At 29.1% G+C, this 14,640-nt stretch carries 14 protein-coding genes; 10 read left to right on the forward strand and 4 right to left on the reverse strand.

The annotated features are described in order from the left end of the window. The first annotated feature begins 10 nt into the window (after nucleotides 1-10). From AMRN_RS08975 to AMRN_RS09020, 10 genes are all read left to right on the forward strand, one after another. Nucleotides 11-1,720, forward strand: a complete 1,710-nt coding sequence (locus AMRN_RS08975; protein ID WP_099312100.1) for an ABC transporter ATP-binding protein — start codon at nucleotides 11-13, stop codon at nucleotides 1,718-1,720. Between the two features lie 93 nt (nucleotides 1,721-1,813). Next, entirely contained in the window at nucleotides 1,814-2,878 is a 1,065-nt protein-coding gene (locus tag AMRN_RS08980; protein WP_099312098.1) for a quinone-dependent dihydroorotate dehydrogenase, read from the forward strand. Between the two features lie 81 nt (nucleotides 2,879-2,959). Next, nucleotides 2,960-4,255, forward strand: a complete 1,296-nt coding sequence (locus AMRN_RS08985; RefSeq protein WP_409454895.1) for a M16 family metallopeptidase — start codon at nucleotides 2,960-2,962, stop codon at nucleotides 4,253-4,255. 48 nt (nucleotides 4,256-4,303) lie between these two features. Next, nucleotides 4,304-5,191 (forward strand): 4-hydroxy-tetrahydrodipicolinate synthase, encoded by an 888-nt coding sequence (gene dapA, locus AMRN_RS08990; protein WP_099312096.1) that lies wholly within the window; start codon nucleotides 4,304-4,306, stop codon nucleotides 5,189-5,191. Continuing rightward, nucleotides 5,191-5,970 carry an enoyl-ACP reductase gene (locus tag AMRN_RS08995; RefSeq protein WP_099312094.1) on the forward strand — a complete coding sequence of 260 codons (780 nt, stop codon included), beginning with the start codon at nucleotides 5,191-5,193 and terminating at the stop codon, nucleotides 5,968-5,970. Before dapA ends, AMRN_RS08995 begins: the two co-directional genes overlap by 1 nt. A gap of 3 nt (nucleotides 5,971-5,973) precedes the next feature. Continuing rightward, complete coding sequence (pgsA, locus tag AMRN_RS09000; RefSeq protein WP_099312092.1) at nucleotides 5,974-6,507, forward strand: CDP-diacylglycerol--glycerol-3-phosphate 3-phosphatidyltransferase; 534 nt, start codon at nucleotides 5,974-5,976, stop codon at nucleotides 6,505-6,507. Between the two features lie 12 nt (nucleotides 6,508-6,519). Beyond that, nucleotides 6,520-7,578 carry an RIP metalloprotease RseP gene (gene rseP / locus AMRN_RS09005; RefSeq protein WP_099312116.1) on the forward strand — a complete coding sequence of 353 codons (1,059 nt, stop codon included), beginning with the start codon at nucleotides 6,520-6,522 and terminating at the stop codon, nucleotides 7,576-7,578. 4 nt (nucleotides 7,579-7,582) lie between these two features. Further along, complete coding sequence (locus AMRN_RS09010; protein WP_099312090.1) at nucleotides 7,583-8,260, forward strand: YggS family pyridoxal phosphate-dependent enzyme; 678 nt, start codon at nucleotides 7,583-7,585, stop codon at nucleotides 8,258-8,260. A gap of 127 nt (nucleotides 8,261-8,387) precedes the next feature. Further along, complete coding sequence (locus tag AMRN_RS09015; RefSeq protein ID WP_099312088.1) at nucleotides 8,388-9,080, forward strand: DUF4198 domain-containing protein; 693 nt, start codon at nucleotides 8,388-8,390, stop codon at nucleotides 9,078-9,080. Nucleotide 9,081: 1 nt separating this feature from the next. After that, nucleotides 9,082-9,522: a hypothetical protein gene (locus tag AMRN_RS09020; RefSeq protein WP_099312086.1), complete on the forward strand. Its 441-nt coding sequence runs from the start codon at nucleotides 9,082-9,084 to the stop codon at nucleotides 9,520-9,522. A 156-nt stretch (nucleotides 9,523-9,678) separates the two neighbouring features. Here AMRN_RS09020 and AMRN_RS09025 read toward each other — a convergent pair whose 3' ends face one another. The 4 genes from AMRN_RS09025 to AMRN_RS09040 form a co-directional block, all read right to left on the reverse strand. Then, nucleotides 9,679-11,274, reverse strand: coding sequence for a phosphoethanolamine transferase (locus AMRN_RS09025; RefSeq protein WP_079578534.1), 1,596 nt, complete (start codon nucleotides 11,272-11,274; stop codon nucleotides 9,679-9,681). A gap of 29 nt (nucleotides 11,275-11,303) precedes the next feature. After that, the gene (locus AMRN_RS09030) at nucleotides 11,304-11,666 is read right to left on the reverse strand and encodes a diacylglycerol kinase (RefSeq protein WP_079578536.1); all 363 of its coding nucleotides are present in this window, start codon (nucleotides 11,664-11,666) and stop codon (nucleotides 11,304-11,306) included. Nucleotides 11,667-11,695: 29 nt separating this feature from the next. Next, nucleotides 11,696-13,453, reverse strand: coding sequence for an LTA synthase family protein (locus tag AMRN_RS09035; protein ID WP_228145322.1), 1,758 nt, complete (start codon nucleotides 13,451-13,453; stop codon nucleotides 11,696-11,698). 184 nt (nucleotides 13,454-13,637) lie between these two features. Beyond that, the gene (locus AMRN_RS09040; RefSeq protein ID WP_099312084.1) at nucleotides 13,638-14,612 is read right to left on the reverse strand and encodes an IS256 family transposase; all 975 of its coding nucleotides are present in this window, start codon (nucleotides 14,610-14,612) and stop codon (nucleotides 13,638-13,640) included. Nucleotides 14,613-14,640 lie beyond the last annotated feature (28 nt).

Consider the following 14,640-nt stretch of genomic DNA (forward strand, 5'->3'; position numbering starts at 1 on the left):
TAGGATTTTTATGAAACAATTTTTAAAACAATACATACCATATTACAAGGACTATAAACTTAAATTTTTTTACGCATTTATAGGTATGGCATTGGCTGCTGGAGGGACTGCTGGTTCTGCTTATGTGGTTAAGCCATTACTTGATGAAATCTTTATAGCTAAAGATTTAGATTTACTTTATACAATACCTGCTTTAGTTATCTTATTATATTTTGCAAAAGGTTTTGGGAAATATATTCAATCTTATTATATTTCATATATAGGACAAGATATAATTAGAAAAATCAGAGATAAATTACTTGGTCATACTTTGACTTTGGATATTGATTTTTTTCAAAAAAAACAAGGTGGAGAACTTATATCAAGAATTACAAATGATATAAACAAAATCCAATCAGCTGTATCTAGTCAAATTGCTGAACTAATTAGAGAATCACTAACTATTTTTGCTTTAATTTTTGTTGTAATTTACCAAAGTCCAGAACTTGCTTTTTATGGTTTAGTTATTATGCCAATTGCAGTTATTCCTCTTTCAAGACTTGCTAAAAAAATGAAAAAACTATCTTATGCTTCGCAAGAAAGTATTTCTGATATTACAAGTCATTTAAGTGAGATTTTTAACAATATAGAAATAATAAAAGCAAATTCAACAGAAAAAACGGAAACAGACAAATTTCAAAAACACAATAAAAAATATTTTGATATTTCAATAAAAAGTGTAAAAACCAATGAGTTAGTATCTCCAATAATGGAAACTCTTGGGGCTTTAGCAATTGCTACTGTTATTGTGCTTGGTGGTACTAAAGTTATTGATGGGGATTTAACTGTTGGTGAATTTTTCTCTTTTATGACTGCATTATTTATGCTTTATACACCTATTAAAAAGTTATCATCTTTATATAATAAAATGCAAGCTGCCCTTGCTGCAAATGATAGAATCAATTCACTATTTGACATAAAAAGTAATATTCCATCTGGTAATGAAATACTAAATGAAGAGATAAAGAAAATAACTTTAGAAAATGTAAATTTAAAATATGATGATATTCCTGCACTTAAAAATATCAATCTTGAAGTCAACCAAGGAGAAACTCTTGCACTTGTTGGTGATAGTGGAGGAGGAAAATCTTCTTTAGTAAATTTAATAGTTAGATTTTATGAAACACACAGTGGTGAAATTAAGTTCAATAATAAAAATATTAAAGGGTTTGATATAAAATCACTAAGAGATAATATCTCAATAGTTACACAAAGAGTTTATATTTTTAATGATACTGTTTGTGCTAATATTGCCTATGGACAAGAAATAGATGAACAAAGAGTAATAAAAGCATTAAAACAATCCCATGCATATGATTTTATAAAAGATATGGAAGATGGAATTTATACTAAGTTAGATGAGTTTGGTACAAATTTAAGTGGTGGACAAAGACAAAGAATTGCAATTGCTAGAGCTTTGTATAAAAACCCACAAATACTTATACTTGATGAAGCAACATCAGCACTTGATAATGAGAGCGAATCTATAATTTCAGAAGTAATAGATGAAATAAGTAAAGATAAAATCACTTTTGTAATTGCGCATAGATTAAGCACAGTAAAACATGCAACAAATATAGCAGTTTTCAGTAAAGGTAAAATTGTGTGTATTGGTAACGAATCAAAACTAAAAGAAGAGTGTAAAGAGTATAAAAGACTATATAATTTAGCAAATTTCTAACTTTCAAGCCTCATCTTGAGGCTTGCTATGATATTAAAACGACTTTTTAATCTAATTTGGATAAAATAATGAAATTTTCAAAAAGGTAATATAGTGTTTAATTATAAAAATTTAAAAAAAGTACTATTTTTATTTCAACCAGAAACAGCCCACAATATTGCAGAGCTTGGATTAAGAGCACTTCCAAAATGCAGAATTATAACAAATTACTTGACAAAAAGAAATTTTGTAAGTGATCCAAAACTTACACAAGAAGTTTTCAATGTAAAATTTATAAACCCAGTAGGACTAGCAGCAGGTTTTGATAAAAATTGTACTATGGTAAAATCAATGCCAGCACTTGGCTTTGGATATACTGAAATTGGAACAATGACACCAAGACCACAAGATGGAAATCCAAAACCTAGAATGTTTAGATATCCAAAAAATAATTCAGTACAAAATGCAATGGGATTCAATAATGAAGGTGCACATGCAGTACTTAAAAATCTTGAAAAAGTTTATCCTTTTGTTTTACCAATTGGAGTAAATATTGGAAAAAATAAAACAACACCTGAAGAGTATGCTTTAAGTGATTATAAAACATTAATTAAAAAATTTGAAAAAACAAGTGATTATATAGCAATTAATATCTCTAGTCCAAATACACCAAATCTTAGAGATTTACAAAATGAAGAGTTTATCACTGCATTATTTGAAATGGCAAAAGAGCTTACAAATAAACCGATTTTATTAAAAATAGCTCCAGATATGCAAGCACAAGCAGCTATAAACTTATGTAAAACAGCTGTTAATGCTGGTGCTGCTGGAATTATTGCAACAAATACAACTATTGATTATGATTTACTTCCAGGATGCAAAGATTTTGGTGGGTTAAGTGGAGAAGTATTAACACAAAAATCATACGAACTATTTAAAGAAATAGCAAATGAGCTATTTGATAAAACTGTTTTAATTTCAGTTGGTGGTATAAGCTCAGCACAAGAAGCCTACAAAAGAATTAAAGCAGGTGCTAGTTTAGTACAAATATATACTGGAATGATTTTTGAGGGACCTTCGGCTGTAAAAAATATAAATGAAGGTATTTTAGAACTTATGGAAAAAGATGGATATAGCCACATTAGTGAAGCTATTGGAGCAGATTTAAAAAATAACTAAAAGGTGAAAAAAATGAAACTTAAAAATGTTATAAAAAGAACGAATAGTTCTATTTTATATCTACTGTTTTTCACTATATTTATGGGGGAACTTATGAGTAGTAATAGCTTACCAAAATATTATACAAAAAGCCTAGAAAATGGACTACAAATTGTAGCTATTCCTATGGACAATGGCTCAAATGTTGTATCAACTGATATTTTCTATAAAGTTGGAAGCAAAGATGAGAAAATGGGCAAAAGTGGAATTGCTCATATGCTAGAACATTTAAATTTCAAATCAACAAAAAACCTAAAGTCTGGTGAGTTTGATGAGATTGTAAAAGGTTTTGGAGGGGTAAACAATGCTAGTACAAGTTTTGATTACACTCATTATTATATAAAATCAAGTTCAAAAAATATGGCTAAATCTCTTGAACTGTTTGCTGAACTTATGGAGAATCTTACTTTAAAAGATGAAGAATTTCAACCAGAAAGAGATGTTGTAGCAGAAGAAAGAAGATGGAGAACAGACAATAACCCTATGGGATATATGCAGTTTAGGCTTTTTAATAATGCTTATATATACCATCCATATCATTGGACTCCAATTGGATTTATGAATGATATTAAAAATTGGGATATAAAAGATATTAAAAACTTCCATAGTACATTTTATCAACCAAAAAATGCAATAGTTGTAGTTGCTGGAGATATTAATAAAGATGAAGTTTTTGAACAAACAAAAAAATATTTTAACAATATTAAAAATGATAAAGAAATAGTAAGACAATCATATACAGTTGAGCCAAAACAAGATGGTGCAAAAAGATTAATTGTAAAAAAAGATAGTCAAGTTGAAATGCTTGCTATGGCTTATCATATTCCAAGCTTTGAACATAAAGATCAAGTTGCACTTAGTGCCTTAAGTGAATTACTAAGTTCAGGTAAAAGTTCAATTTTACATAAAGTTTTAGTGAATGAAAAGAAATTAGTTAATTCTATATATGCATATAATATTGAACTTAAAGACCCTGGATTATTTTTATTCTTTGCTGTTTGTAATCAAGATGTTAAAACAAAGACTGTAGAAAAAGAGATATTAAAAATAATAAAAGATATTAAAAAAGGAAATATTTCTAAAAAAGATATTGAAAAAATAAAAATCAATACAAAAGCAGATTTTATTTTCTCACTTGAAAACTCAAGTTCAGTTGCTTCTCTTTTAGGAAGTTACTTTGTAAGAGATAATATAAAACCACTTTTTGAATATGAAGAAGATATAGAAAAACTGAAAAAAAGTGATATTATTGAAGTTGCTAAAAAATATCTTATAAAAGATAACTCTACAACAGTGATTTTAAAAAAGGGAGAGAAAGATGAAAAAAAAGAGCTTTAAGATTACAACTAAAAATAGAAAAAAAGCAAATATATAAAGGATCGTTCAATGGAAAATATTATTGGTGCGATGACCGCACTTATAACACCATTTAAAAATGGAAAAGTAGATACAGCAAAATATGAAGAACTTATCAAAAGACAAATAGCTCAAGGTATAGATGTAGTTGTTCCAGTTGGAACAACAGGAGAGAGTGCAACTTTATCACATGAAGAGCATAGATTATGTATTGAAATAGCAGTTGCTGCATGTAAAAATACAGATGTAAAAGTAATAGCAGGTGCTGGTTCAAATGCAACACATGAAGCAGTAGGTATTGCACAACATGCTCAAAAAGTTGGAGCTGATGGACTTTTATCTGTTGCGCCATATTATAATAAACCAAGTCAAGAAGGTTTATATCAACACTACAAAACTATTGCAAGTTCAGTAGAAATACCATTTATGATTTATAATGTACCAGGTAGAACAGGTGTTGATATAGAAGCTGATACAGCTATTAGATTATTTGATGATGTATCAAATATCTATGCTATAAAAGAAGCTACTGGATCACTTGAAAGAGCTATTGAATTAAGTTCAAAAAGACCAGATTTTTGTGTAATCTCAGGTGAAGACTCAATTGATTATGCAATGCTTGCAAATGGAGGTAAAGGTATTATCTCTGTTACAGCAAATCTTTTACCAAACTATAAAAGTAAATTAGTTGATAGTGTATTTAATAAAGATTTTGACACTGCAAAAAAAATAAATGATGATTTATACTCTATAAATAAAGCACTTTTTGTTGAAAGTAATCCTATTCCAATAAAAGCTGCTATGTATCTTGCTGGGCTGATTGATACATTAGAGTATAGATTACCATTAACTCCTCCAAGTAGAGAGACAATGAATAAATTAGAAGATGTATTAAAAGGTTATGAGGTAATTAAATAATGAAAGAAAACAAAAAAGGTAAAACTCTAGTAATTTCTGGAGGAACAAAAGGTATAGGGAAAGCATGCGTTTATAGATTTGCACAAGAGGGAGCAAATGTAGCTTTTACTTATAATTCAAATGCTCAAGTAGCACAAGAAATAGCTGATGATGTAGAATCAAAATTTGGGGTAAAGTGTAGATGTTACCCTTTTAATATACTTGAGCCTGAAAAATATAAAGAACTATTTTTAGAAATTGACAAAGATTTTGATAGAATTGATTTTTTTATTTCAAATGCTATGATTTATGGAAGAGCAGTTGTTGGTGGATATGGTAGATTTATGAAACTTAAACCAAGAGGACTAAATAATATCTACACTGCAACTGTTAATGCCTTTGTTTGTGGAGCACAACAAGCTGCAAAAAGAATGGAAAAAACAGGTGGTGGTTCAATTGTTAGTTTAAGTAGTACTGGAAACTTAGTATATATTGAAAACTATGCTGGACATGGAACAAATAAAGCAGCAGTAGAAGCAATGGTTAAATATGCAGCAACAGAACTAGGAGATATGGGAATTCGAGTAAATGCTGTAAGTGGTGGTCCAATTGATACAGATGCACTTAAAGCATTTACAAACTATGAAGAAGTTAGAGAAAAAACAGCAGAATTATCTCCACTAAATAGAATGGGACAACCAACTGACTTAGCAAGTGCTTGTTACTTCTTATGTACAAAAGAAGCATCATGGGTAACAGGACATACGTTAATTGTAGATGGTGGGACTACATTTAAATAGTTTATGTTTAATTTACCAAATATATTAGCACTTTTTAGAATAGCATTAGCCCCACTAATGCTATGGTTTTTAGTAGATAGAGAAAATATAATTTTCTCTTCTTGGCATCCAACATGGTTAGACTATTTTGCTGGTTTAATTTTTGTTATTGCTTCTGTTACAGATTTTTTTGATGGATATATAGCAAGAAGCTGGAATCAAATGACTAAACTTGGAGCTATTCTTGATCCACTTGCAGATAAGATGCTTATTCTTGCAGGTTTTCTAGGACTTATGGTAATAGATAGAGCCTCTGCATGGGCAGTTTTTTTAATACTTTCAAGAGAATTTTTCATTACAGGACTTAGAGTTGTAGCAGCTGATGAGGGAAGAAATGTAGCTTCGACGATGATAGGTAAAATAAAAACAGTTGTTCAAATGATTGCAATTGGATTTTTACTTATGAATTGGCCATATGCAACACAGCTTTTATGGTTGGCTGTTATACTAACTTTATATTCTGGATATGAATATTTAAGAGATTATTATAAAGATTAATTGGAGATTATATTGGGTACTATTACTTTTTTAATTGTTCTATCAATTCTTGTATTTATACATGAATTAGGACATTTTTTAGCAGCAAGATATTTTGGAGTGACAGTTCATGTATTTTCTATTGGATTTGGGAAAAAACTTTATTCAAAACAATGGATGGGAACTGAATGGCAGTTTGCATTAGTGCCACTTGGTGGTTATGTAAAGATGAAAGGTCAAGATGATACAAAACCAGGTCTTGTAGAAAATGGAAATGATTCATATAATAACAAAAAACCTTGGCAAAGAATTATTATTCTTTTTGCTGGACCTTTAGCAAACTTTTTATTAGCGGCAGTATTATACTTTTCAATAGCAATCTTAGGAGCAAACTCTTTATCTCCAACAATTGGAAAAATCATTAAAGATTCTCCTGCTCAAAGAGCTGGACTTCAAACTGAAGATAAAATAGTTAGAATAAATGATACTGATATAAAAACTTGGAAACAAATTGGTGAAACAATAACACAAACAAAAACAGCCTTGAAGTTTTATGTTCAAAGAAATAATGAGCTTAGAACTTTTGTAATAAATCCTGAAATAAATGATTCAGAAAATATTTTTAGAGAAAAAATCAAAAAAAGAATGATTGGAATTGCTCCAGCACCTAAACTTGTAACTATTTATCACTCACCTATTGAAGCTATTTCATATGCATATGATAAAACAATCGAATCATCGACAATGATTTTTAAAGGTGTTCAAAAATTAATTCAAGGAATAATCCCAAGTAGTGAAATTGGTGGAGTTATAACTATTGGTAAAGTAATATCAGATGCTAGTGAATCAAGTTTTATTGCGCTTTTAGCAATAAGTGCATTGATTTCAGTTAATCTTGGTGTATTAAATCTTCTTCCAATTCCTGCACTTGATGGTGGGCATATAATGTTTAATTTATATGAAATAATTACAAGAAGAAAGCCAAGTGATAAAGTATTTATGTACTTAACACTTTTAGGATGGTTTATATTAGGCTCACTGATGTTATTAGGTATATATAACGACATAAATAGAATATTTTTAAAAGGTTAATATTATGCAAATACAAAAAGCAATTGATAACTTAGATAAGCTAATTGCAGATGTTGAAGATGCAAGACTTCAACTTTCTGAACACCATATTGTTAAGATAGTTGGAATTAGTAAATATAATTCAAGCGAAGATGTTTCTAGTTTATATAAAGCTGGGCAAAGAGCTTTTGGAGAAAATAAAGTACAAGATCTAAAACAAAAAATGATTGATTTAGAAGATTTTCCTCTTGAATGGCACTTTGTAGGAAGATTACAAAAAAATAAAATCAATAATCTTATTGATTTAAAGCCAACACTTATGCAAAGTCTAGATTCAATTGAATTAGCAGAAGAATTAAACAAAAAACTTGAAGCAAAAGATAAAAAGATGAACTGCTTACTTCAAATAAACTCTGCTAAAGAAGATAGTAAAGCAGGTGTTATGCCAGAAGATGCAATAGAAATTTACAAGCAAATTATACAAACTTGTTCAAATATCACACTAAAAGGTGTTATGAGTATTGGAGCACATGTACAAGATGAAGAAATTATTGAAAAAAGTTTTAATACAACAAAAATTATTTTTGATGAATTAAAACCACTTGGAGCAAAATATTGTTCAATGGGTATGAGCAATGATTTTAAACTTGCAATAAAGTGTGGCTCAAATATGATAAGAGTTGGTTCAAGCCTTTTTAAATAAGAGAAATTTTTTCTCTTATATTTTTTTATTATTTTGTGCTAAAAATACATAAGAGTTAACTTTTATTATGAATAGTTTATGTTTTATAGATTAAAATCTACTTATAAAAATAAATTAAGGAGATTTTATGAAAAAGTTCACGTTAGCTTTAGTTCTTGCAACATCTACAATGTTTGCTCACCAAATTACTGCAAAAAAAGCTGAGAACAACACTTACCAAGCTCAATTTTGGGCACATGGGAAATATCAAAAATTTGAAGCAAAGCAACTAAAAGGTGCAACTGCTTATGATTTAAACAATAATATTATTAAAACAGGAATTGATTACTCAAAAGGTACTACACTTTTAACTGCTAAAAAACCTGCAATGATTAGTTTAACTTTTGATGCTGGTTATTGGGTTGAGGGAGATAATGGCTATGAAGCTATAAAAAACCCATCAAAATATAAAGGTATTGTTTATAATAGTTTAAAAAGTATTAAATACGGAAAAAGATATTTTCAATGGAGTGATAGTTTCTTAAATCCAATTGGAATGAAACTTGAAGTAATTCCTTTAATTAATCCACTAAATATCAAAGTAGGAGAAAAACTTCCAGTATTAGTATTAAAAGATGGAAAAGCTTTTGAAAATGCATCATTTGAAACTTCTGATTATGGTGATTTAAATGTTAAAACAAATAAGTATGGAATTGCTAATATCCCAGTAAAAAACAAAGGTTTACAAATTATTGCAGCTGTTTTTGTAGGTGATGAAGTAAGTGATATAAATGTAAATAGTATTACTATTCAAAGTAGTATTTCGTTTGAAGTAAAATAGTATGATTATAAGAGCTATAATTACAGCATTATTATTAAACCTAAGTGCATTTGCACATGGTGTATTTTATGAACTAGTTGATGGGGCAATTGGAGTTAGAGTAACTGCACCTAATAATATAGCAATTAGTGATGCAGATATTACTATTTATGCACCAGAAGCTTCACTTCCATTTACAAAAGGTAAAACAGATGTAAATGGAAACTTTGCATTTATGCCTGATAGCCATGGTCAATGGAGAGTAGTTATAAATGTAGGAAGTGATCATGGAGCACATATTAAAGATTTTAAAATCACTATAGATGAGAACCAAAAAGTTAAAGAGTTTGAAAAAACACCTTATGAAAGATACATGAAAATTTTAAGTGTATTAGGTCTTTTACTTGGATTATTTGGAATAATTGTTTTACTTAAAAATAGAAAAAAAGATACAACTAAATAGTTGTATCTTTAGAGACTGTTCAGAATTTTGTGTCAAAGTTTGATAATCTTAAAATTTAGCATGTTAAACTTACTTAGTCAAATTGTTCCAAATATTACAGGTTTTGGAATTTGTTTTTATAACTTGTTTGATACCCTATTTAGTGTTGACAGAAAACTAATCCTCTTCTTTTCTAAATGGTTCTAAAATGTCTAACTCTTTTTTATAATATTCACTCTGCACTTCAAATAATCCTAAAAGGGTATGAGAAAGATTATCTTGTGAATAGCTGTTTTTGCTATTGGCTTTGAGTTCATCAACTTTTAATTCACCCTTGACTTTATCTCCAAACCATAAAACTGATGGCACGTGTGTTTGCTCAATAGGAGCTAATAAGTCAGGCATTCCATGTAAATAAATTCCATGCTCTCCTAATGATTCCCCATGATCACTCATATAGACCATTGCTGTTTCAAAATCATTATTCCGTTTTAGAAGGTCAATGACTTTTTTCAAAAAGTAATCGGTATATAAAATCGCATTATCATAGGCATTATCAATCTCTTCTTTACTACACTCTTCAAGTTGATTGGTTGTACATACAGGGGTAAATTTCTCAAATCGTTTTGGATATCGCTTATAATAAGCTGGCCCATGATTTCCCATTTGATGTAAAACAATCATGATATCACCTTTGGGATGAGTATTGATATACTCTTGTAATCCAGATAACATTCCTTCATCTCTACACTCTATATCACAAATAGGGTTTGTGTCAGAGCTTTGGAAATCTTCATAATCAACTCGTAGGGCAACACCCTTTGAATCAGAATTATTATCTCTCCATAAGACATTGACACCAGATCGTTTTAAAATGTCCAAAACATTATCTGTATTTCTAACTGCTGTTGAATCGTAGTCTTTCTTTTGTGTCAGGGAGAACATACAAGGTACGGATTTAGCAGTGGCAGTACCACATGAACTGACTTGTGGAAAATTGATAATATCTTCTTGCTCCAGTAAAGGGTTGGTTTGCTTTGCATATCCATTAAGTGAGAATCTATCTGCTCGTGCAGTCTCTCCTACAACCATGACAATCAATTCTCTCTCAGGAATTGGTTCATCAATTTTAGCATCCATGGCGACATGTTGAAACTCAACACTTTTATGAAAATACTTCTCTTTGATAAATTTTTTTACGCTATAGATTTGAAAAGTTGGCGTGGCATAATATCGTATTTGTTTGTGTTCTCTAAAGAACGTTGCATAGTAATCCCCTTGAGATACAATGGTAATAACAATCACCAATAAACTTAAAATAAATGATTGTGCTTTTCTTTTGAGTTCCATTTTTAAACTACCAAATTGCAGTGGTGTAAAATAGATAAAAATAGATGGGAGAACAAATAAGAATAGAATATATAGCACCATGTTTAAACTGAATAAATCAAGAGATTCTTTCATACTTGTTTCAACTGCGTTTTCAATCATACTATGGTCAATAACTACATCATACGTTGTCATAAAGTAATTACTAAAAGCAGCTGTAAGCAACATCAAAATCAATAGAGGTTTCGTTGTATATTTTGAAGAGAACAGTAGAAATACTAAGTTCATAAACAAAATGGAGTTTATAATGACTGTTATATCAAATATAATGTTATCTGAGAATGGATAGATTTCAAATAAGTGTTTAAAAAACGCATTATTACTAAATAGTCCAATCCAAAGTGCAACCAAAAATATAAGTAGGGTTTGTTGTCGTATTTTCAAAATATGATTCCTTATAAAGTAACAGTAAATTATAAATAAAGATCTAATATTATAGATCCCCACGAAAAAATAAAGACTATAATACTAATAAATACAATAGCACTTCCAACATCTTTTGCTCTTCCTGCCATATGATGGTGTTCTAATGTAACTAAGTCAACAACTCTTTCTATGGCACTATTTGTTGCTTCTGCAAGTAACATCCCAAATAAGGTAATAAACATAATTAGTTTATATATTAAAGTAGTATCAATTATTATTATATATGGAAATAAAATTAATGTAATAATTAGTTCAATTTTAAAAGATGTTTCAGTTTTTACTAAATCTAATAAACCTTTTATTGCATACATAGTATTTTTTAGAAAATTATATTTTGGTTGATTTCTCAAGTTTTTTCCTTAATGAAAATATATTTATTTTATTTATAAAGCTTATTTTGATATAAATAATCCAGTGTAATAATAAATGCCAATGCATCTTGTTCTAATTCTGTATCAGAAACAGTTTCTAAAAGATGCTTATTTTTATATTTATACGTTACCGGTTTTTTCCCAGGTTGAATTATAGCAATACTATCATTTACTCGTAAAGCATAAGAGTTATGAAACTGCATAAAAGAGAGATTCTGTTTTTTATCACTAAAAATTGAATGTCCAAGAATAGGGAAATTCAAGTCAATACCGATTAAATCAAGTGCTGTTGCTAAGATATCTGGCTGTGTTGTTATCTTGTCATACTTCATTGGCTTCACGCTTTCTGAAATTATAAATCCTGGTATATGAAACATATTTACAGGAATTACATCTTCTCCATACACACGTATGTTATGATCTGCTACGACAACAAAAACGGTGTCTTTATAATAAGATTCTTGTTTTGCTAATTCAAAAAACTTTCCAATTGCAAAATCTGCATATTTAATTGCATTTTTGACACTTTTTTTAGGTACATTATCAATAAGTTCTATTTTATTATTTGGGAAATCAAAAGGTGAATGATTTGAAGTTGAGAACATTACACTAGCAAACTTTTGATTATTTTTATAATGTTTAGCAAATTCATTATTAGCTCTAATAACCATATCTTCATCACTAACACCCCACGTGCCAGTAAAAGAAGGATTATTAAAACGTGGTTGGTCAATAATTTCATCAAAACCATTTCCTAAAAACCATCCTCTCATATTATCAAATCGACTTTCACCACCATAAATAAAAGAAGTATGATAACCATACGGTTTTAATAAAGAAGCGATGGTAAAGAAATCTCTTTGAGATTTATTTCTTTTGATTACCCCTTTACCTGGAATTGCAAAGTTTCCAGCCATACACCCAGCTATTCCTCGTACACTTCGTGTACCATTTGAATATAAATCTGTAAATAAAATACCCTCTTTACTTAAACGATTTATATTGGGAGTAATTCCTTTTTCACCACCTACAGCTTCTACAAATTGTGCACCTAAACTCTCTTGTATAAAAATAACCAGATTTTTTGATGAAACATCATGAAAATTCGTTGGTTGAACTCTTGAAAAAGGCAATTTTACATTGTTACTACTTATATTTAATCTTTTTTGAACTCGATTCAATGCTTCATCTATAGGCATATTACCGTACTGCTTTAATAAAGCTTTGTTATTATTCTTTTTATTGATATAAATAGCATATCCTATACTGTACAATGAATTTTTTGTAATCTCATTTAGTATTCTATTTGATGAATACATTGCATCAGATTGATTTGCAGGTCGATGTCCAAATGATGAACGAATACCTATAAATAAAAGTATTGATAATGGCAAAAATAATGCAAGTCTTTTTATATAATGAATGTCAAAGAGTCCTTTAAAATAAAATTTGAAAAGTTTTAAATATCCTATAATAAATATAGAAATTAATAAGACTGCAAAAAATAGTTCTAATTTATATTCTGCAAAAATCATAGAGAAAACTTCTTGTGGATATACTAAGTATTCCACAAATAAATAATTTGGACGAACATCATATTCTAAGATAAAAGGAAAAGTGGCAACTTCAATATATATCATACAAGATATTGTAATGACAAAGTAATATTTTAATGTGGATTCATAAAACTTAGATGCATATTTAGGTAATAAAGTCATCATAAATAAAGGAATAATTAGAATGATAGAGACACTAATAGTATCCATTCTCAATCCATAAATAAAAGTCAGCCAGTAATTAACATCTGTGTGATTACTAAAATTATCAAAGTACATAATAAACAGACATAAACGTCCAATAAAAAGTATACCTATCATTATTAAATAATGTATTGCCAATGTTTTAAAGATTCTCATCAATACTCTTCTCCAATTAAAATAAAGTAGAATATTAAATTATGAAAATGAAATGAAAATGAAAAGGGTATAGTGTATAGTGTATAGTGATAATATGAGGATAAGTTTTAGCCCACTTATCTTCAAACTCTTTTAAAGCATTTAATGCTGATTTTTCATTTACTGCTTTATAGATGAATTTTAAATCATCTGCAAGCTCTTTTCTATCTTTCCATGAGACAAACTTCAAAGAGTTTCTAATTTGATGTACAATACATCTTTGAACTTCAGAGTGAGGATAAACTACTTGAATAGCATTAGAGAATCCATTTAATCCATCTACTGCAAAGATAAGAACATCATTTACACCTCTATTCTTCAGTTCATTTAAAACACCTAACCAATACTTGGATGATTCAGTCTTAGCAATCCAAACACCTAAGACATCTTTATGTCCATCAAGGGTAATTCCAATCATCAAATAAGCAGCTACATTTCTGACTTGTCCTTCAAGTCTTACTTTTAAAAATGTGGCATCCATAAAGATAATGGCATAGATTGATTCTAATGGTCTTATTTGCCACTCTTTGGCTTTTTCAATAACTGCATCAGTGATATTGGAAATGGATTCATGAGAGATATTATGATCATAGAGTTCTTCAATATGGGATTGAATATCTCTGGTACTCATTTCTTTAGCATAAAGTGATATTACAGCATCTTCAATACCATGAATATCTGTTTGTCTTTTTTTAATGATTTCAGGGTGAAAATCAGAGTTTCTATCTCTTGGAATTGAGACATCTATAACACCAAACTTGGAGTTCAGTGATTTATCATTATGACCATTACGGTAATTGTCAATTTGAGAACTTTGATGCTTCTCATAGCCCAAATGGTGTGTTATTTCTTGTTCGGTTAAAACTTCAATAACATCTTTAACCATCGACTTCATAACATCATTGACATCATCTAAGGACTTTATCTGTCCACTCTTGTAAGCCTCTTTGATTGCTTCTTTATCTATCATGTAAATCTCCTTCTTAGATTTTATCTAA

The organism is Malaciobacter marinus (genome assembly GCF_003544855.1).
GTDB classification, from domain to species: Bacteria; Campylobacterota; Campylobacteria; order Campylobacterales; family Arcobacteraceae; genus Malaciobacter; species Malaciobacter marinus.

Excerpts from the sequence above, each read along its gene's own strand:
- AMRN_RS09040 (WP_099312084.1), bottom strand. The coding sequence starts at position 14,612 with ATGATAGATAAAGAAGCAATCAAAGAGGCTTACAAGAGTGGACAGATA.
- AMRN_RS09010 (WP_099312090.1), top strand. The coding sequence starts at position 7,583 with ATGCAAATACAAAAAGCAATTGATAACTTAGATAAGCTAATTGCAGAT.
- AMRN_RS08975 (WP_099312100.1), top strand. The coding sequence starts at position 11 with ATGAAACAATTTTTAAAACAATACATACCATATTACAAGGACTATAAA.
- AMRN_RS09035 (WP_228145322.1), bottom strand. The coding sequence starts at position 13,453 with ATGGATACTATTAGTGTCTCTATCATTCTAATTATTCCTTTATTTATG.
- AMRN_RS08995 (WP_099312094.1), top strand. The coding sequence starts at position 5,191 with ATGAAAGAAAACAAAAAAGGTAAAACTCTAGTAATTTCTGGAGGAACA.
- dapA (WP_099312096.1), top strand. The coding sequence starts at position 4,304 with ATGGAAAATATTATTGGTGCGATGACCGCACTTATAACACCATTTAAA.
- AMRN_RS09020 (WP_099312086.1), top strand. The coding sequence starts at position 9,082 with ATGATTATAAGAGCTATAATTACAGCATTATTATTAAACCTAAGTGCA.
- AMRN_RS09015 (WP_099312088.1), top strand. The coding sequence starts at position 8,388 with ATGAAAAAGTTCACGTTAGCTTTAGTTCTTGCAACATCTACAATGTTT.
- AMRN_RS08985 (WP_409454895.1), top strand. The coding sequence starts at position 2,960 with ATGGGGGAACTTATGAGTAGTAATAGCTTACCAAAATATTATACAAAA.
- pgsA (WP_099312092.1), top strand. The coding sequence starts at position 5,974 with ATGTTTAATTTACCAAATATATTAGCACTTTTTAGAATAGCATTAGCC.